The 17,515-nt window shown below is 64.8% G+C and carries 17 protein-coding genes; 9 read left to right on the top strand and 8 right to left on the bottom strand.

The window, feature by feature from the left end; all coding sequences use genetic code 11:
- The first annotated feature begins 92 nt into the window (after nt 1–92).
- From fliF to flbD, 5 genes are all read left to right on the top strand, one after another.
- Nucleotides 93–1,769, top strand: coding sequence for a flagellar basal-body MS-ring/collar protein FliF (gene fliF / locus AC1DGP_RS06275; protein ID WP_476775247.1), 1,677 nt, complete (start codon nt 93–95; stop codon nt 1,767–1,769).
- A gap of 98 nt (nt 1,770–1,867) precedes the next feature.
- Complete coding sequence (gene fliG / locus AC1DGP_RS06270) at nt 1,868–2,872, top strand: flagellar motor switch protein FliG (protein ID WP_441477659.1); 1,005 nt, start codon at nt 1,868–1,870, stop codon at nt 2,870–2,872.
- A gap of 2 nt (nt 2,873–2,874) precedes the next feature.
- Nucleotides 2,875–3,486 (top strand): FliH/SctL family protein, encoded by a 612-nt coding sequence (locus AC1DGP_RS06265; RefSeq protein ID WP_441489568.1) that lies wholly within the window; start codon nt 2,875–2,877, stop codon nt 3,484–3,486.
- Nucleotides 3,483–3,833 (top strand): flagellar motor switch protein FliN, encoded by a 351-nt coding sequence (gene fliN / locus AC1DGP_RS06260; protein ID WP_113510893.1) that lies wholly within the window; start codon nt 3,483–3,485, stop codon nt 3,831–3,833. Before AC1DGP_RS06265 ends, fliN begins: the two co-directional genes overlap by 4 nt.
- A gap of 44 nt (nt 3,834–3,877) precedes the next feature.
- A complete protein-coding gene (gene flbD / locus AC1DGP_RS06255; RefSeq protein ID WP_441489567.1) occupies nt 3,878–5,242 on the top strand; it encodes a sigma-54-dependent transcriptional regulator FlbD in 1,365 nt (454 codons plus the stop codon).
- A 26-nt stretch (nt 5,243–5,268) separates the two neighbouring features.
- Here flbD and AC1DGP_RS06250 read toward each other — a convergent pair whose 3' ends face one another.
- The 3 genes from AC1DGP_RS06250 to AC1DGP_RS06240 form a co-directional block, all read right to left on the bottom strand.
- The gene (locus tag AC1DGP_RS06250; protein ID WP_476775246.1) at nt 5,269–5,595 is read right to left on the bottom strand and encodes a hypothetical protein; all 327 of its coding nucleotides are present in this window, start codon (nt 5,593–5,595) and stop codon (nt 5,269–5,271) included.
- A gap of 131 nt (nt 5,596–5,726) precedes the next feature.
- Nucleotides 5,727–7,169, bottom strand: a complete 1,443-nt coding sequence (locus AC1DGP_RS06245) for an MFS transporter (RefSeq protein WP_476831844.1) — start codon at nt 7,167–7,169, stop codon at nt 5,727–5,729.
- 94 nt (nt 7,170–7,263) lie between these two features.
- Entirely contained in the window at nt 7,264–7,593 is a 330-nt protein-coding gene (locus tag AC1DGP_RS06240) for a hypothetical protein (RefSeq protein ID WP_476824860.1), read from the bottom strand.
- 287 nt (nt 7,594–7,880) lie between these two features.
- Here AC1DGP_RS06240 and flhA point away from each other — a divergent pair, with 287 nt between their 5' ends.
- A complete protein-coding gene (gene flhA, locus AC1DGP_RS06235) occupies nt 7,881–9,965 on the top strand; it encodes a flagellar biosynthesis protein FlhA (RefSeq protein WP_476831863.1) in 2,085 nt (694 codons plus the stop codon).
- Nucleotides 9,966–9,972: 7 nt separating this feature from the next.
- Here flhA and AC1DGP_RS06230 read toward each other — a convergent pair whose 3' ends face one another.
- Nucleotides 9,973–10,527 carry a helix-turn-helix domain-containing protein gene (locus AC1DGP_RS06230; RefSeq protein WP_476775243.1) on the bottom strand — a complete coding sequence of 185 codons (555 nt, stop codon included), beginning with the start codon at nt 10,525–10,527 and terminating at the stop codon, nt 9,973–9,975.
- Nucleotides 10,528–10,680: 153 nt separating this feature from the next.
- On the opposite strand from AC1DGP_RS06230, the gene AC1DGP_RS06225 reads away from it, so the two are divergent.
- Nucleotides 10,681–11,568 carry a DMT family transporter gene (locus AC1DGP_RS06225; RefSeq protein ID WP_476831843.1) on the top strand — a complete coding sequence of 296 codons (888 nt, stop codon included), beginning with the start codon at nt 10,681–10,683 and terminating at the stop codon, nt 11,566–11,568.
- A gap of 61 nt (nt 11,569–11,629) precedes the next feature.
- Here AC1DGP_RS06225 and AC1DGP_RS06220 read toward each other — a convergent pair whose 3' ends face one another.
- Both AC1DGP_RS06220 and copM read right to left on the bottom strand, forming a co-directional pair.
- A complete protein-coding gene (locus AC1DGP_RS06220) occupies nt 11,630–12,667 on the bottom strand; it encodes a lysylphosphatidylglycerol synthase transmembrane domain-containing protein (RefSeq protein ID WP_441489561.1) in 1,038 nt (345 codons plus the stop codon).
- 150 nt (nt 12,668–12,817) lie between these two features.
- On the bottom strand, nt 12,818–13,201 hold the full coding sequence (gene copM, locus AC1DGP_RS06215) for a CopM family metallochaperone (protein ID WP_441489560.1): 384 nt from the start codon (nt 13,199–13,201) through the stop codon (nt 12,818–12,820).
- A gap of 100 nt (nt 13,202–13,301) precedes the next feature.
- On the opposite strand from copM, the gene AC1DGP_RS06210 reads away from it, so the two are divergent.
- Nucleotides 13,302–13,997 (top strand): GNAT family N-acetyltransferase, encoded by a 696-nt coding sequence (locus AC1DGP_RS06210; protein WP_476831842.1) that lies wholly within the window; start codon nt 13,302–13,304, stop codon nt 13,995–13,997.
- A gap of 64 nt (nt 13,998–14,061) precedes the next feature.
- On the opposite strand, the gene fliJ is transcribed toward AC1DGP_RS06210, so the two are convergent.
- A complete protein-coding gene (gene fliJ, locus AC1DGP_RS06205; protein ID WP_043237924.1) occupies nt 14,062–14,466 on the bottom strand; it encodes a flagellar export protein FliJ in 405 nt (134 codons plus the stop codon).
- A 241-nt stretch (nt 14,467–14,707) separates the two neighbouring features.
- Between fliJ and AC1DGP_RS06200 the strand changes: the two genes are divergently transcribed.
- Nucleotides 14,708–15,913 carry an MFS transporter gene (locus AC1DGP_RS06200; RefSeq protein WP_476768088.1) on the top strand — a complete coding sequence of 402 codons (1,206 nt, stop codon included), beginning with the start codon at nt 14,708–14,710 and terminating at the stop codon, nt 15,911–15,913.
- Here the strand turns inward: AC1DGP_RS06200 and fliI are convergent.
- Nucleotides 15,900–17,240 (bottom strand): flagellar protein export ATPase FliI, encoded by a 1,341-nt coding sequence (gene fliI / locus AC1DGP_RS06195; protein WP_476775241.1) that lies wholly within the window; start codon nt 17,238–17,240, stop codon nt 15,900–15,902. The two genes, AC1DGP_RS06200 and fliI, sit on opposite strands and share 14 nt — an antisense overlap.
- Between the last annotated feature and the right edge of the window lie 275 nt (nt 17,241–17,515).

Here is a 17,515-nt window from a genome sequence, read left to right as displayed (position 1 = left end):
TTAACGGGTTGCTAACCATGCACTGGGAAAAACTTGCCTAGTGAGCGGCGTTGCGCGCGTTGCTCTGACGGGGTTGTGAAACGGATGACGGCGTGAACGGGATCGTCGAGCAGTTTACGAAATTCGGAGCGGCCCGGCTGGCGGCGATGCTGGCCGTCACGCTCGCACTCGTCGGCTTCTTCGGCTTCGTCATGCTGAAGATGTCTCAGCCCGCCATGAGCGTGCTGTTTTCGGATCTGTCGACCCAGGATGTGAACGCCATCCTGAAGGATCTCGATACCCGGGGCATCAAATACGAACTGCGCAGCGACGGTCAGACGGTGCTGGTCGCCAAGACGGATGTGCCGCGCCTGCGACTGGACCTTGCCGGCAAGGGCATCCCCTCCGGCGGCGGCGTCGGCTACGAGATCTTCGACAAGGGCGATGCCTTCTCGTCGACCAGCTTCGTCCAGAACATCAACCATCTGCGGGCGCTCGAAGGCGAGCTGTCGCGGACCATCCGCTCGATCGGCCGGGTGCAGGCGGCGCGCGTCCACCTCGTCATCCCGGAGAAGCGCCTGTTCGAGCGTGATCGCGAACCCCCGCGCGCCTCGATCGCGCTGAAGCTCGCAGGCGAACTCGATCCGGCCCAGGTTCGTGCGGTTCGTCACCTCGTGGCCTCCGCCGTCGACGGCCTGAAGCCGGAGCGCGTCTCGATCGTCGACGAGCGCGGCCGGCTGCTGGCCGATGGCGCCCAGGGTGAGCAGGGGCTGGCCGGGCTCGGGCTCGACGAGCGGCAGACCGCGATCGAGAAGCGGATCAAGACACAGATCGAGGACATCGTCGCGAGCATCGTCGGCCAGGGGCGGGCGCGCGTGCAGGTTTCGGCCACGCTTGACAGCAATCGCATCGAGAGCCGGTCCGAGACCTTCGATCCCGAGAGCAAGGTCATCCGGTCCAGCCAGAATCGTACCGAGAATTCCGCCACCAACGAGGCGCAGAACGGCGCCGTCACCGTCGGCAACGAGTTGCCCGGCGCGCAGCAGCAGGGGCAGAACGCCCAGAACCAGCGCGATGTCTCCGCCAAAAACGAAGAGGTGGTGAACTACGAGATCTCGCGCACGACTCGGACCGAGGTCCTCGAGGGTGGGAGGGTCAAGAAGCTCTCCGTCGCGGTGCTGGTCGATGGCAGCTATACCCGTGGCCAGGGCAGCGAACTCGGCTATCAGCAGCGCAGCCCGGAAGAGCTTGAGCGCATCAACCAGCTGGTTCGCACCGCTGTTGGCTTCGACCAGGCCCGCGGCGACAAGGTCGAGGTCGTCAATCTGCGCTTTGCCGAGGCTCCTCCGGCCGTTGCCGACCTCACCGAGCAGACGATGATGCAACAGCTGATGTCCTTCACCCGGGAGGACGTCATTCGGCTCTTCGAGATGGGCGTCATCTCGCTGCTGACCCTGATCGTGCTGATGGTGGTGGTGCGTCCGCTGCTGAAGCAGGTGCTGGCAAGCGACAAGTCGGTGCGCCCGATCCCGACTTTCATGCGCAACGGCGTGGCAATGATCCAGGAGGATGGGACAGGCGACCCTGCGAGCCCGCGGGTCATTGGCCCCAATGGAGAAGTGACGGCCGTCGAGGTCGAGGCGCCGTCCGAGCGGATGCTGGCGATCGCGCAGATCAAGGGCCAGCTCAAGGCGCAGTCGGTCGAGAAGATCGGGGCAATGGTCACGCAGAATCCCGCCGATACGGTCGCGGTGCTGCGCGGCTGGATTCACGAAAAAGCGCCGGCGTGACGGGGCTCTGAGACATGGCAGCAACCCGATCCATCGCGACACGCAATTCCGGAAGCGACGGAGGCGATGCCTCCGACTACGATCCCGCGCCGGTGCCGATGAATTATGCGGGTATGAGCGGGCCGCAGCGGGCTGCCGTCATTCTGCTGGTGCTCGGCGAGGATCACGGCCGACCCATCTGGCAGGAGTTCGACGACGAAGAGATCCGCATCATCACCCGCGCGATGGCCGAGCTCGGAACGGTCGATTCCGACATGGTCGAGCGGCTGATGCTGGATTTCGTCAGCAAGCTCTCAAGCGCGGGCGCGATCACCGGCTCCTTCGACCGCACCATTTCGCTGCTCGAGAAGATCCTGCCCTCCGATCAGGTTGCGCTGATCATGGAGGAGATCCGCGGTCCGGCCGGGCGAAACATGTGGCAGAAGCTCGGCAATATCGACGCTGTCGTGCTCGCCAATTTCCTGAAGAACGAGTACCCGCAAACCATCGCCGTGATCCTGTCGCGTATCCGGCCCGAGCATTCCGCCAATGTCCTGCGCAACCTTCCGAACGAACTTTCGATCGAAGTGGTCGCCCGCATGCTGCGGATGGAGTCGGTCCAGAAGGAAGCGCTCGACCACATCGAGAACACACTGCGCTCGGAATTCGTCGCGACCCTGACGCAGACGCGCAGGCGTGATCCGCACGAGATGATGGCCGAGATCTTCAACGGCTTCGACCGCCAGACCGAGATCCGTTTCATGTCGGCGCTTGACGAGTCCAACCAGGAATCGGCAACGCGTATCCGCGCCCTGATGTTCACCTTCGAGGATCTCGCCAAGCTTGACCAGGCCGGGCTGCAGACCCTGATGCGGCAGGTCGACAAGGATGTGCTGGCCCGGGCCCTGAAGGGCGCCAGCGAGGACATGCGCGCCTTCTTCTTTGGCGCCATGTCGCAGCGCGCCGCCAAGAACATGCAAGACGACATGCAAAGCCTCGGGCCGCTCCGGCTGAAGGAGGTCGATGAGGCCCAAACCAAGATGGTGACCCTGACGAAGGACCTTGCCGACAAGGGCGAGATCGTTCTGTCCAAGGGCAATTCCGAAGACGAGTTGGTCTACTGACGATGAGCACCGCCAAGAAATTCATGTTCGGAACCGATTTTCGCGAGGGCAACCGGCGTGCCGTCAGCGAAGCGGATCTGGCGGCGGCGCGCTCGGAAGGGTTTGCCGCCGGGCAGGAGCAGGGCCGGCGCGAGGCCGACGCGCAGCTGAACGGGCTGCTTGCCCATCTCGTGCGATCGGTCGAGCGCCTGCTCGTCGAGGAGGACAAGCGTGCCTTCGCCATCGAGGAACAGGCCGCCCAGGTCGCCATCGTGACGGCGCAGACCCTCGCCGGCGCGGCCTTGGCCGAGCGGCCGCTCGCGAGGATCGAAGCTGTGGTGCGCGAATGCCTGAGCCACGCCCGTCTCGCCCCGCATCTGGTGGTGCGTGTCCACGAGAGCGCGGTCGAGACGATGGAGAGCATGCTCGCGGGGCTCGCCCGCGAAACCGGCTTTGCCGGCCGCCTCGTCGTCCTGGGACAATCCGATATCGGGCCGGGCGATGGCCGCATCGAATGGGCCGATGGCGGCATGGCCATCGACAGCGCCTTGATCGGGCAGAAGGTCGAAGAGGCCGTGCGCAGCATCTTCGGCCATATGCCCCAGTCCAACGCCACCCAGGGAGGATCGCTATGAGCCAGGAGAACGATCTGAACCTGCCGCCGCTGAGCCCGGCCGATCTCTCATTCGACCACAACGCGGCCTCTGTCGCTCGCTCCGGGCCCGTGCCGATCAAGACCGCCGAGGATCTCGAACAGGTCTTCGACGTTCCCGTCACGGTCTCTGCCGTGCTCGGCTCCTCGCGCATCGCGGTCGGCGATCTGCTTCAGATCGGCCCGGGGGCGGTGCTTGAGCTCGACCGGCGCGTCGGCGAGGCGATCGACATCTTCGTCAATGAGCGCCTGGTTGCGCGCGGCGAGGTCGTCGTCGTCGAGGATCGCCTGGGCGTCACGATGACCGAAATCATTAAGGCCGACCGGTGATGTTCGCCCGGCCTGTTACGCACTCATCCGGAAAGGCCTGAGCCATGCGCCTCATCATTGTCGGCGGTCTCAAGGGACAGATCATCGCTGCGGCCAAGATCGCCATCTCGCATGGCGCCGCCGTGACCCATACTGACGGCCTCGATCAGACCCTGGCGGTGTTGCGCGCCAAGGGCGCCGACCTGCTGATGATCGATGTCGCCCAGCCGATCGCGCAGTTTGTCGCGGCTTTGGAGAGCGAGCGCATCCGCACGCCGATCGTTGCCTGCGGTACCTCGACCGATGCCCGTGCGGCAGTTGCCGCGATCCAGGCCGGCGCGCGCGAATATGTGCCGCTGCCGCCTGATCCGGAGCTGATCGCGGCGGTGCTGGAAGCCGTCGCTGCCGACCAGTCCAGCCTGATCTGGCGTGATCCGGCCATGGAGCGCGTGGTGCAGCTCGCCGGCCAGATTGCGCGCTCGGAGGCGCCTGTTCTGGTGACCGGAGAGAGCGGCACCGGCAAGGAGGTCATTGCACGCCACCTGCATCAGAAGTCGCTGCGCAAGGACAAGCCCTTCGTTGCCGTGAATTGCGCGGCAATTCCCGACAATCTGCTGGAATCGGAACTGTTCGGCCATGAGAAGGGCGCCTTTACCGGTGCGATCGCACGGCGCATCGGAAAGTTCGAGGAGGCTCATGGCGGCACACTCCTGCTCGACGAGATTTCCGAGATGGATGTCCGCCTGCAGGCGAAACTGCTGCGCGCGCTTCAGGAACGGATGATCGACCGCGTCGGCGGCTCGCAGCCTGTGAAGGTCGATCTCCGGATCATCGCGACCTCGAACCGGAATCTCGGCGAAGCGGTTCGCGAAGGCTCCTTTCGCGAAGACCTGTTCTATCGCCTGAACGTCGTGCATCTGCGGCTTCCCGCCTTGCGCGAGCGGCCGGGCGATATCCTTGTGCTGGCGGATCATTTCGCCAAGAAATATGCCGAGATCAACGGTATGCCCCTGCGTCCGATCGCGGCCGATGCCCGCAAGGCACTGTTGGCTAATGGCTGGCGAGGCAATGTGCGGGAGCTCGAGAACACGGTTCACCGCGCGGTCCTGCTGGCCCAGGGCACGGAGATCGGACCCGATGCGATGGTGACCCCGGAAGGCGAGTCGCTTGGTCCGTCGTCAGGTCACGACGTCGCAAGCCGTGTCGTTCAGACCGCTGAGGCCGTGACACGCGGCCTGGTGGGCCGGACTGTTGCCGATGTCGAGCGCGACCTCATCCTGGATACGCTGGACCACTGTCTCGGAAACCGCACGCATGCGGCCAAGATCCTCGGAATCTCGATCCGCACGCTCCGCAACAAGCTCGGCGAATATACCTCGGCCGGTATTGCGGTTGCCGAGCCGGGACAGGCGCGCGTCAGCGTCGCCTGACCCAGGGCGAAATCCCGAAGAGAGGGTCAGTAATAGTACCGACGGCGGTAATAGGGTCGATAATACCGCGGGCGGTAATAATATCGAGGGCGATAATACCGCGGTCGGTAATAGTACCTCGGGCGGTAATAGGGGCGGCGATACCCATAATAGCGCCGCCTGTAATAATAACTGTACTCGGCGTCCGCCTTGTCCAGCGTTTCGCTGGCTTCGGCGGCAAGCTTGCCTTCACCCTCGGCCGGTTCAGGGGTGGGAATGAGCTTGGGCTCGGCCGCTGCGGCGCCAGCCATCCCGCCAAGGCTGGCCATAGCCATGCCGCCGAACAGGGTCATCATGAACGAACGTCTATCCACGGCGTCCTCCAGACAGGGTTTCGGCCACCCTTTCGGCATCCCCGAAATGGTGCCAGATGCTAACGCTTATCGCAGCGCATTGTTCCAACCGATCGCGCTCCCTCCCGCATCGGCCAGGTCGTCCGGCGGGCTCAATCCGCGGCATTCAAGGGCCGGGCGACGCTTTCCAGCGGCCGGCGTTCAGCCCTGACTGCGTAGAGCGCTGCAATGACGGCAGCAGCCAGCATGAGGGCCGCGCCAAACAGGTAGCCGCCGAAGACGCTTGCCCGCGATCCGGTGTCGATCAGGGCACCGAACAGCCAGGGGCCGGCAATGCCACCCGCGCCGGTGCCGATGGCGTAGAAGACCGCGATGGCAAGCGCGCGCATCTCGACGGGGAACGTCTCGCTGACCGTCAGATAGGCCGAACTTGCGGYGGCGGATGCGAAGAAGAACACGACGCTCCAGCACAGCGTGAGCTGGGAGGCCGTCACCAGATTACGCGCGAACAGATAGCCGGTGCCGGCCAGCAGAAGCGCCGACAGAGCATAGGTCGCCGCGATCATGGTGCGCCGGCCCAGCGTATCGAAGAGACGCCCGATCAGGAGCGGACCCAGGAAATTGCCGGCGGCGAAGGGCAGGATGAACCAACCGATCAGATGCGAAGGCACCTGGTAGAAATCGGTCAGGATCAACGCGTAGGTGAAGAAGATCGCATTGTAGAAGAAGGCCTGCGCGACCATCAGCGCCAGCCCGACGAGCGCTCGCTGGCGATGTGTCACGAAGAGGGAATGAAAGACCTCGCCAAGTGGCGTCGCCGGTCGTGGTCGCAGGCGGATCTGCGCCAGGCCTTCACTGGCGCTGTAGCTGACGCCGGCTTGCGTCTCGATGCGGATCACGATCGCAGCCGCTTCCTCTGCGCGGCCATGGCTGATCAGCCAGCGCGGGCTTTCAGGGATCCAGCGCCGCAGGATGAGAATGATCAGGCCAAGCGCCGCGCCGATGAAGAACGCGAGCCGCCAGCCGAGTTCGGGATTGATGGTGGCCGGGTCGAGCAGGACGATCGCTCCGATTGCGCCCAAGGCTGCTCCGACCCAGAACGAGCCGTTGATGACGAGATCGACCCACCCGCGCACGCGCGCCGGCACCAGTTCCTGAATGGTCGAGTTGATCGCCGTGTATTCACCGCCGATCCCCATACCGGTGAAGAAGCGGAAGATCAGGAAGCTCGTGACGCTCCAAGAGAACGCCGTCGCGGCCGTGGCTGCGAGGTAGACAAGAACGGTGATGCTGAAGAGGCGCTTGCGGCCGAGCCTGTCGGTCAGCCAGCCGAAGAACAGGGCGCCGAAGACGGCGCCGGCGATATAGGCGGCGCCGGCAAGGCCGATTTCCGTATTGGTGAAGCGGAGCGCCGGACTTTCCTTCAGTGCCCCCGAGACCGATCCGGCAAGGGTCACTTCCAGCCCATCCAGGATCCAGGTGATCCCGAGAGCCACCACGACCAGCGTGTGAAAGCGCGACCATGGCAGGCGATCGAGCCGGGCCGGGATATCCGTCGCGATGACCGCGGGCAGAGCCGCTTCGTGCGGCGACATGGCGATCCTCCCTCATCGTCTGGCGTGCCTCACGGCTTCGCCTCATACGAAGAAGGCGGCGCCCTTCGGCACCGCCTTCCGCAAATCCTACGTCTCAGCGCACGATCACATTCCGGCGCACCACCACGGGGCGGCGATAGCGCGGGGCGGGGCGGCGCACGACCACACGCTCGCGTACCACGACCGGACGCCGGTAGGCTGGACGAGGCCGCCGAACGACGGTGCGTTCGCGGACCACCACCTGACTGAAATCGGCATCGGCACGGTCAAGCGCGGCCTTGGTTGCGGCATTCAATTCGTTGGCAGGCAATATCTCCGGCGTCGGGGTGGTCTTGCCCGTCGCTGCCTGGGCAATGGCGGTCCCGCCAAGGCCGGCCGCTGCGAGGCCACCGAAAAGGCTCAAAACAAAGGAACGTCTATCCACGAATATCTCCAATCAAGTCGGCCGGAAAGCCAGTATGTCGACCCCGCTCGCGAGTTGTTCGGTCGAATGGGGCCAGAACGCGGCAGTTCAATAACGATCCATTCAGGAAGGGGTTCCACGGCCCGATTTTCTGGTCGGCTTAACCATTCATTCACCATGAACCCGGCAAGAATTGCCGGGTATCGTCGCGGAAGCTGGAGGGGCATGGTTGCCTGACGGCCGCGTCGCGACGGGGAGTGGACTGGTCGATGACGGATGTAGCGGCGGGCGCCGGTGGCGGTTTCAAGATGCCCAGCGGCGGCGCCATGGGGAATTTCCTCAACCGGCCCGACCTGTTCCTCGCCATCGGCGTCATGGGCATCCTCGTGGTGCTCATCTTCCCGCTGCCGGCACTGCTGCTCGACCTGCTCCTGGCCTTGTCGATCATCCTGTCCGTACTGGTGCTGATGACGGCGCTCTTCATCGAGGAGCCGCTGGAATTCTCGGCTTTTCCGACAGTGCTGCTGATCGTCACGATGCTGCGGCTGGCGCTCAATCTCGCCTCGACGCGCCTGATCCTCGCTCACGGCCACGAAGGCAGTGCCGCCGCTGGCCACGTCATCGAAGCCTTCGGCAATTTCGTGATGAGCGGCAATTTCGTGATCGGGGTGATCGTCTTCACCATCCTGATCATCGTCAATTTCGTGGTCATCACCAAAGGTTCGGGCCGCATCGCCGAAGTTGCGGCGCGCTTCGCCCTGGATGCCATGCCCGGCAAGCAGATGGCGATCGACGCCGATCTCTCGGCCGGTCTCATCGATCAGGACGTCGCCAAGGAGCGCCGCAAGGCGCTGGAGGACGAGGCCAACTTCTTCGGTTCGATGGACGGTGCCTCGAAATTCGTGCGCGGCGACGCCATCGCCGGCTTGCTCATCACCTTCATCAACGTCCTCGGCGGCATCATCATCGGCGTCGCGCAGCAGGGCATGGGCTTCGGGGATGCAGCGCGCGCCTATACGCAGCTGACCGTCGGCGATGGCCTCGTCAGCCAGATTCCGGCCCTGATCGTCTCGACGGCGGCCGGCCTTCTGGTCTCCAAGTCAGGCGTGCGCGGCGCCGCCGACAAGGCGCTCGGCAGGCAGCTCTCAGGGTACCCGAAGGCGCTCGGCATGTCGGCGGCGGTAATGCTGCTGATCGCAATCCTGCCCGGTATCCCGATGCTGCCCTTCCTGCTGCTCGCCGGTGGTTCGGCCTGGCTCGCGCGCCATTTCGGTCAGATCGCCAAGGCACGGGAAGTTCAGGTGGCGGAGGCTGCGCAGGCTGCATCGCCGCTTGCCGCCGATGGCACGCCGAAGGAGGAGACGCTCAACGATCTGCTCAAGCTCGACGAGCTCAAGATCGAGATCGGCTACGGGCTGCTGCCGCTGGTCAACGCGGCGGGCGGGCAGGATCGGCTGACCGATCAGGTCCGGGCACTGCGCCGCCAGCTCGCTGCCGAGCTCGGTTTCGTGATGCCGGCGGTGCGCATCGTTGACAACGTCCAGCTCGAAGCGAACCACTACTACATCAAGATCAAGGAGATCGATGCGGGGCACGGCATCGTCTATGCCGGCCAGTTCATGGCCATGGACCCGATGGGCGGCAGCGTGAATCTGCCCGGCCACAACGTGCTGGAGCCGACCTTCGGCCTGCCTGCCACCTGGATCGACGCGTCACTGCAGGATGAGGCGCAGCTGCGCGGCTTCACCGTGGTCGATGCCGCCACGGTGATCTCGACGCATCTGACCGAAGTGCTGAAGTCGCATATGCCGGAGCTGCTCTCGCATGGCGAAGTGCAGAAACTGCTGCGCGAATTGCCCAAGGACCATGCCGACCTCGTCAAGGAGATCGTGCCGAGCCAGATCTCGACCACGGGAATCCAGCGCGTGCTGCAGCTGCTGCTCGCGGAGCGCATCTCGATCCGCGATCTCGCCACCGTCGTCGAAGGCATCGCCGAAGTCGCCGGCGGCATCAAGAACCCGCGCGACATCGCCGAACATGTCCGGGTGCGGCTGGCCCGGCAGATCTGTGCCCAGTTCTCGAACCAGCAGGGGCATTTGCCGATCATCACGCTCTCGCCGGCCTGGGAGAGCATCTTTGCCGAGTCGATCGTCGGCCAGGGCGAGGACCGGCATCTGGCCATGCAGCCCTCGCGCCTGCAGGAATTCGTGCATCAGGTCCGCGACAAGTTCGAGGACGCGGCGCGTATCGGCGAGATGCCGGCGCTGGTCACCTCCGGCATGGCACGACCGTTCGTGCGCCAGATCATCGAGCGCTTCCGCCGCGAGACACCCGTACTGTCGCAGGGGGAAATCCATCCCCGCGTCCGGCTGAGGACGGTTGGAAGCGTCTGAGCCGGCTTCAGCGGCGCACGACGACAACGAGATAGCGCACCGGTTCCGGTCCGGGATTGCAGAAGCTGCAATCGCTGGGCGCCCCCAGCTCAAGGCAGTCGCCAGCCTGGAGACGCTTCATCGTCTCGCCTTCGCGAAAGTCGAGCGTGCCGGACTGGACCCAGATCTGCTGCCTGATGAACGCGTAGGAGCTTGCGGGATACGAGATGCGTGCACTGGGCGGCAACTCGGCATCGACCAGCTCGATGCCCGCTTCGCCAGCCGGCGAAATGGCGCGCCGAGTGAAGCCGGTTTCGGGATCGCGCCAGAATGGTTGATCCGCGCAGCGTCGGAGAAACTCGCTCGGCGTCTCGGCTCGCGCCAGAAGGTTCGACAAGGTCAACCCGAAGGCGCCGGAAAGCCGGCCGAGGAGGACAGCGGTCGGGCTCGCTTCTCCCCGCTCGATCTTGCTGATCATCGCGCGGGACACCCCGGATTTGTCGGCGAGATCGCTCAGGCTCCAGCCGCGGCTTTCCCGCTCGATGCGCATGCGTTCGGCAAGCCTTGACGTCAAATCGTCCATTATCATAGCGTTGATTCTTCTATAGTAGATCGTTCAGAGTGCAACCCATGACAGACGGCGCGGAAGCGCAGGACGCCCGCTTGCGTCGCGCCCCTGCAGCCGTCGCCAATCCGGCATTGGCCCTGCCGTTTCCGCATCGCTAAGGACCGGGGCATGTCGCGCAACGCCTTTTACTTCGCCCTGATGTGTCTGGTCTGGGGGCTGACCTTCCTGCCGGTCAAGATCGGCTCGGCCCATGTTCCGCCGATCTTCCTTGCTGCGGCACGGTTCTCGATCGCTGGTGTCCTGATGCTGCTCTGGGCCGGGCGCGATCTTCTCGCCGTTCCACCCGCAGCGCGGCGGCGCCTGCTGATCACCGCACTCCTGGTGAATACCGGCAACTACGCCTTCCTGTTCTGGGGGACCGCGCATGCACCGTCGGGGCTCGCCGCCATCGTCAATCTCGCGACGATCCCGATCTATACGCTGATCGCGAGCCGCTTGATCGAGGGGCAGCGGATCACCGGCCAGCGCATCGCGGCCATCGTGCTTGGGCTCATCGGGCTTTGTTTTCTGTTCGCGACGCGCGCCTCCAGCGGCTGGAGCGCGGCGCATGGCGATCCGATGGAGATCTGGGGGCTGGCGGCCGTGGCCTTTGGCACGTTGCTCTACTGCTTCGGCGCCGTGTTGACGCGGCGGATCGCCGGCACCATGCCGACGCTGACATTGGCCGGCTGGCAGACGGTCATTGGTGCGCTCGGCCTTGCGGCCGTCTCGTTCGCTGTCGAGCCCGTCACGCTTGCTGATATGCGCGCGCTCGGAGAGTGGCCGGTCTGGCCCGCCGTTGCCGTCCTGGTGATTGGCGGCTCGCTGATCGGCTTCACCATCTACATGCGGCTGCTGCGCGACTGGGGCGCCTTCCATGCCGGGCTCTATGCCTTCGTCAGCCCGGCCATCGCTGTCACAGCCGGAGTTGTCGTGCTGCACGAGCCATTCGGCCTGTCCGAGGCAATCGGCGCGGTGTTGATGTTCGGCGCAGCTGCGATCGCGCTCAGACGCTGAGGCCATGGTCTAGCGCCTGATGCTACCCGAAAGCCGGTTCCCGCGTTCGGCATCATGCTTGTCAGGGAGGGGGTGCGATGCGGGTGTTCTTCCTGAGCTGGCTGCGCTCGAAGGCCAGCACGATCGGCAGCGAAATCACCAGCGGCAGGATCAGGTAGAACAGCCGCCAGATCAGCAGGGCCGCAAAGACAGCCGGTGCCGGCACGCCCGGCATGACCGCGAGGAAGACCGCTTCCATCACGCCGACCCCGCCCGGCACCTGGCTGAGCAGCCCGGCCGAGAAGGAAAGGAGGAAGGCGCCGAGCACGATGAAGAAGCCGGGGTTTCCCTGATCGGGCAGCGCGAAATAGATGATGCCGGCGGCACCCATCAGTTCCAGAGGCGCAGCGAGATATTGCCGCGCAACGACCGGCAGCCGGGGATAGATCAACTCGAACTTGCCGATCTTGAGCGGCCTGAACTTCAGCCAGGAGCCGACCGTGTAGAGCCCGACGAAGGCGAGCAGCCCGAAGCCGATCAGCCGGGCAGTCGCATCGCCGAGGGTGAACCAATGCGAAAGCCGGCCGAGCGGGCGCAGGATCTGAGGCTCCCCGATCAGGACGAGCCCAAGCAGCAGAATGGTTCCGAAGGCGAAGGTGAAGGAGCAGAGCGCGACCAGAACCGCGACATCGGCTGTTGTCAGGCCCTTCGCGGTATAGGCGCGGAACCGGACCATGCCGCCCGAGAAGACCGAGGCGCCGATATTGTGCGAGAGCGCATAGGTCACGAAGGAACAAAGCGCGATATAGGGCCAGGAGATGCCCTTCTCCTTGCCGAGATGGATCAAGGCAATGCGGTCATACCAGGCCAGCGCAGCGTAAGCGACGAGCGTTGCGAGGGCTGCGTGCAGGAAGGCGTCCGGGGAGATCAAGGCGATCTTCTGGCCGATGCCGGCCGCAATGATCTTGATGTTCTGCCAGAGGGTTCCTTGCTCCAGCAATGCCTGGACGGCGGCATCCGTGCCGGCCTCGGCCTTGAGCTTGTCCCAGAGCAACTCGACCGACCAGACGACCGCGACGAGACCGATGAGCGGCCAGAGATAGTCGAGATAGCGTTTCATGAAACCGGCAGGCTGCGAGGAGGCGTCGAAGGCGGTGTCGCGGCGCGCAGGGGAAGGCCTGGATAGCCGGCCGGAGCGAACCTTCGCCTGTGTGCCAGCGAGGGAGGGCGAGGGCAAGCGGCGTTGCCCGCGCCAGGCCGCACGGACGGCCTATTTTCCGTTTTTCTTCAGCCAGTCCCGCATGAAGGCGATCTCCTTCTCCTGGGCGGAGATGACCTCAGTGGCCAGCTTCTTGATTTCCGGGTCCTTGCCATGAGCAAGCACGACCTTGGCCATGTCGATGGCGCCCTGATGATGCGGAATCATGCCACGCACGAAATCGGCATCGGCGTCGCCGGTGAAGGAGGTCGCCATGTCCTTGTGCATCTTGTCATTGACCGCCTTGTAGGCGGCCGTCGCCGGCGTGTCCGCGACGCCGGTCGCCGAGCCCTGCATGGCGCCGTGACCCTGGTGCTGCTGCGCAACGGCGACACCGCCCAGTGCCGCGATGCCGAAGAGAGCGGCGGCGAGCTTCAGCTTTACACGTCTGGTCATCGAAAAGAATCCTCATTCGTTTGAAGCGGCGCACCACAGCTTCTCCTGGTGGGAATGGGCCATGCACCGTACGAACTGATCTTTCGCCCGGGATCATGTCATGATCGCGGCGATATCCGGCAGCCTCGACGGCGCAGGCTTCGAGCGTCTGCCTCACGGCCAACGTACCGCAGACAGGACCATGAGCGACAGCATTCCCATCAGCCTGACCGGCATCACCGACCTTCCGCCCGGCAAGATCGCGGCGATCGTCACATCTCTCGAGATGTTTGCGCCGCCGGCCAAGCGGGTCGATCCGCCCGGCCTTTCGGGCTTCTCCCTCGAGCCGATCGGGAGAGACGATGTCACGCGCTATCTCGCGATCTACCGTGTGCTCGGTGAGCGCTGGATGTGGTTCAGCCGGCTGGTCAAGCCCGTGGCGGAGATCGAGGCGATCCTGGCGGATCCAGCCGTCGAGTTCTTCGCCGTTCGGGCCGATGGCCGCGACGTTGGATTGCTGGAGCTTGATTTCCGCGTGGCGGGAGAGGGAGAGCTCAGCTTTTTCGGGCTGGACGAAACCGTGCTGGGCCGCGGAGCCGGCCGCTGGTTGATGAATCGGGCGCTGGAACGGGCCTGGGCCCAGCCGATTTCGCGCTTCTGGGTACACACCTGCACGCTCGATCATCAGAGCGCGCCGGAATTCTATCAGCGCTCGGGGTTCACGGTCTTCAAGCGCAGCGTCGAGGTCGACGATGATCCGCGGCTGGCAGGGCATATGCCGCGCGACTCCGTGCGGCATCATCCGGTGATCGAATGAAAAAGGGGCGGGAGGCCAACGGCCTCCCGCCCCTTCTCCGTGCAAGATCCCTGAAGCCCGACGGTCAGGCGCGTGAGCGCAGCCCGATCGAATCCATCATCGACTGGTCGCGCGCTGCTTCGGCGGCCCGCTCGGAAGCACGCTCGCGATCGTCGAGAATCTCGACCTTCTTCATGTCCTCGAAGGCTTCCTGAAGCTCGGCCTTGGCCTCGTCGAGCTGGCCCTTCAGATTATCCGCCGACTGCCGCAGGTTGTCGCGGCGCCCGAGCGCCGCCTTGGCATAGGTCGGGTAAGCGAAATGAGCAGGGTCGGAGATACCGGCCCGTGTCTCCTCGCTCTGGATCTCACGATCCAGATCGGTCGCCATGCGATGGAAATCCGCAATCATCATCTCAATCTGGCTTACCCGGCGACGCTTTTCGTCCACCTGGAAGCGTTTGAGACGCAAGAGGGTCTCTCGCGACTTCATGTCGTGTCCAACTCCTGGTTACGCATGGCGGCTCCCCGACCCCTCGGTTCGCCGCCGGAACTTGATCCGCGAGACGAAAAGGACAATGGCGCAAGGAGGTTGACCGTTTCTTACCGAGGCCGCCCGCTTTCGACGCATATTGAGCCCGCGTCGCTGCTGCTGCCGTACGCTGTGTGTCCCCTATAGAGTCTGCGCAGTTATCAGGGCGTTCGCCCGTCTTTCCCTCCCGGATCGCCTTCCCTTGCTCGCCTCATCACGCCTTCCGGAGCACTGGCCGCTGCTCTGCGGCCTCGCTCTCACCCGCATTATCGGCTGGGGATCGACCTATTACGCGCCGTCGGTCCTTGCCGCCTATCTCGATCGAGATCTCGGGATGAGCGGGGAGATCGTCTTCGGAGGCATCACCATCCTGCTCGTGACCGGTGCGGTGGTCGCGCCGATGGTCGGGCGACATCTCGATCGTCGCGGAACGCGGCGTGCCATGTGTGTCGGGGCCATCATCTGCGCACTGGGCTTGGCCTTGCTCGCGGCGGCACAGGGGCCGATCAGCTATCTCGCGACCTGGTTCGTCATCGGTATCGGTCACTCGCTGACGCTCGCCAATGTCGGCAATGTCACGGTCGCGCAACTGATGGGCGCGCGAACACGACGCGTCATCGGCGTGATGATGCTTGCCACGGGCCTTGCCTCGAGCGTGTTCTGGCCGTTGTCCGCAGCCCTCTGCGCTGCCTATGGCTGGCGTGTGGCCCTCTTGATCTTTGCCGCGATCCAGATCGTGATCGTGCTTCCGATCCATCTCGCCATCCCAGTGACGCCCCCTCATGCGCCCGCTGCCGGCCCGGCAGCGGCGGCTCTGCCTGCCGATGAGGGCAGGGTGACCCCGCAAGAGCGTCGCCCGATCTTCTGGCTGCTGGCCTTTGCCTTTTCGGCAAGCGGGCTGGTCTCCTGGGGGCTGCCCCTCCATCTCATCGGCCTGCTGCAGAGTTCCGGACTGACCAGTGCGACGGCCGTTACGATCGCCTCGCTCGGCGGGCTTGCAACGCTCGTGGCCCGTCTGGTCGACGTCCTGGCCGGGGAACGCTTCGCTGTCGAGCGTGTGGCCTTGGTCGGCCTTGTGCTCGGGCCGCTCTCCTGCCTCTACATGGCGCTGGCGTCAGGGACCGCGCTTTCCGCCATCGGCTTTGTCGCCGCCTTCAATGCTGCCATGGGCGTCATTTCCGTGGCACGCGCCACCTTGCCGCTTTCGCTGTTCGGCCGGCGTGGCTTTGCGACCATGCTCGGGCGGCTGACGGTTCCGCAGAACCTGACTTTCGCAGCCGCGCCGCTGCTCTTTGCGGTGATGATCGAGCGCTTTGGCAGCAGCGCGGCGCTGATGATCTCGGCGGTGATCCAGACCGGCGCGCTGGTGGCGATGCTGATCCTGGTGCGCCGCGTCAGCTCGCCATGATGGCTGCGAGCCTGGCGTAGCCTTCCCCCAGTGACGTCGCCTCGTCCTTGGCCTGTTTCAGGAAGGCTTCGAGCTGCGGGTTGAGGCGGATGGCCTCGTCGACCTCTGCCGATGCGCCCTGGCGATAGGCGCCAAGCCGGATCAGCTCCTCCATGTCGGAATAGGTCGCGAGTGTCGCGCGGGCCTTCTGGACGACGGGATAGTAGGAGGGGTCGCAGGAGCGCGGCATGGTGCGCGACACGGATTTCAGCACGTTGATTGCCGGGTAGCGCCCACGCTCGGCAATGGAGCGTTCCATGACGATATGGCCGTCGAGAATGCCGCGCACCGCGTCGGCGACAGGTTCGTCATGGTCTCCACCATCGACCAGCACGGTGAACAGACCGGTGATGGCACCTTCGCCGATGCCAGGACCGGCGCGTTCGAGCAGGCGCGGCAACTCGGCGAAGACGGTCGGCGTATAGCCCTTGGTGGTTGGCGGCTCGCCGGCGGCAAGGCCGATCTCGCGCATCGCCATGGCAAAGCGCGTGACCGAGTCCATCAGGCACATCACCTGCGCGCCCTGGTCGCGGAAGTACTCGGCCAAGGTGAGGGTGGTGAGAGCGGCCTGCTTGCGCATCAGCGCGGGCTCGTCGGAGGTGGCGACCACGACCACGGAGCGCGCCAGGCCTTCCGGGCCGAGGTCGTCCTGCAGAAACTCCTGGACCTCGCGGCCGCGCTCGCCGACGAGCCCGATGATGTTGACATCGGCGCGTGCGTAGCGGGCCAGCATGGAAAGAAGAACCGATTTGCCGACGCCCGAGCCGGCGAAGATACCCATGCGCTGGCCAAGGCAGCAGGTCAGGAAGGCGTTGAGGGCGCGGACGCCGAGATCGAGCGGGGAGCCGACGCGGCGGCGTGCATGCGCGGGGGGCGGGTCGGCGCGGAAGGCGCAAAGATGTTCTCCCTGAGGCAGGGGCGGGCCGCCATCCACAGGTCTTCCGAGCGCATCGACAACCCGGCCGAGCCAGGCATTGGTCGGCCGGATGCCCGGGGCTGCCTTGTCCACATAGGCGGGGCAGCCGCGGCGGACACCGTCGAGGCCGCCATAGGGCATCACCAGCGCCTTTTCGCCGGAAAAGCCGATCACTTCGCAGGGGACACGCGTTCCCGGCGCGATCTCGATCTCGATGCGTCCGCCAAGGCTCATGGCGCCGATCGGTCCGGAGACCTCGACCATCAGGCCACGCACGCCCGTCACCCGGCCGAATGTCGTTACCGCATCGAGGTTACCGATTGTGGCGGCGAGGTCGGATAACCTGTCTATACCGTGCTTTGCGCCACTCATTCCCCGTCCCGTCAATCTTTCATTTACCTCTGTGATTAACACTGTGCATCGAGGCTGTGTCGTGTTGCAGGGGCTTTTTGTCCCTGTTCCTCGGAACAGTCCTCCGCGAAAGGCGATTTCGCGGGCGAAGGTCTCCCGATCCGTGTCAATTTCGACTCACCTCGACAAGGATCGTTCACTTTCTCCCTGGAAGCGCTTGCGCTCGGGAATCACGGTTTGTTAACCATTTTCCCAGTAGCGTGTCGCGTGGCGTTTCATCGGGCAAGCGCCTGGTC

The organism is Allobosea sp. 05T433 (genome assembly GCF_056396065.1).
Note: the sequence above shows the minus strand (reverse complement) of the source record. Positions and strands in the feature narration are given on the sequence as shown.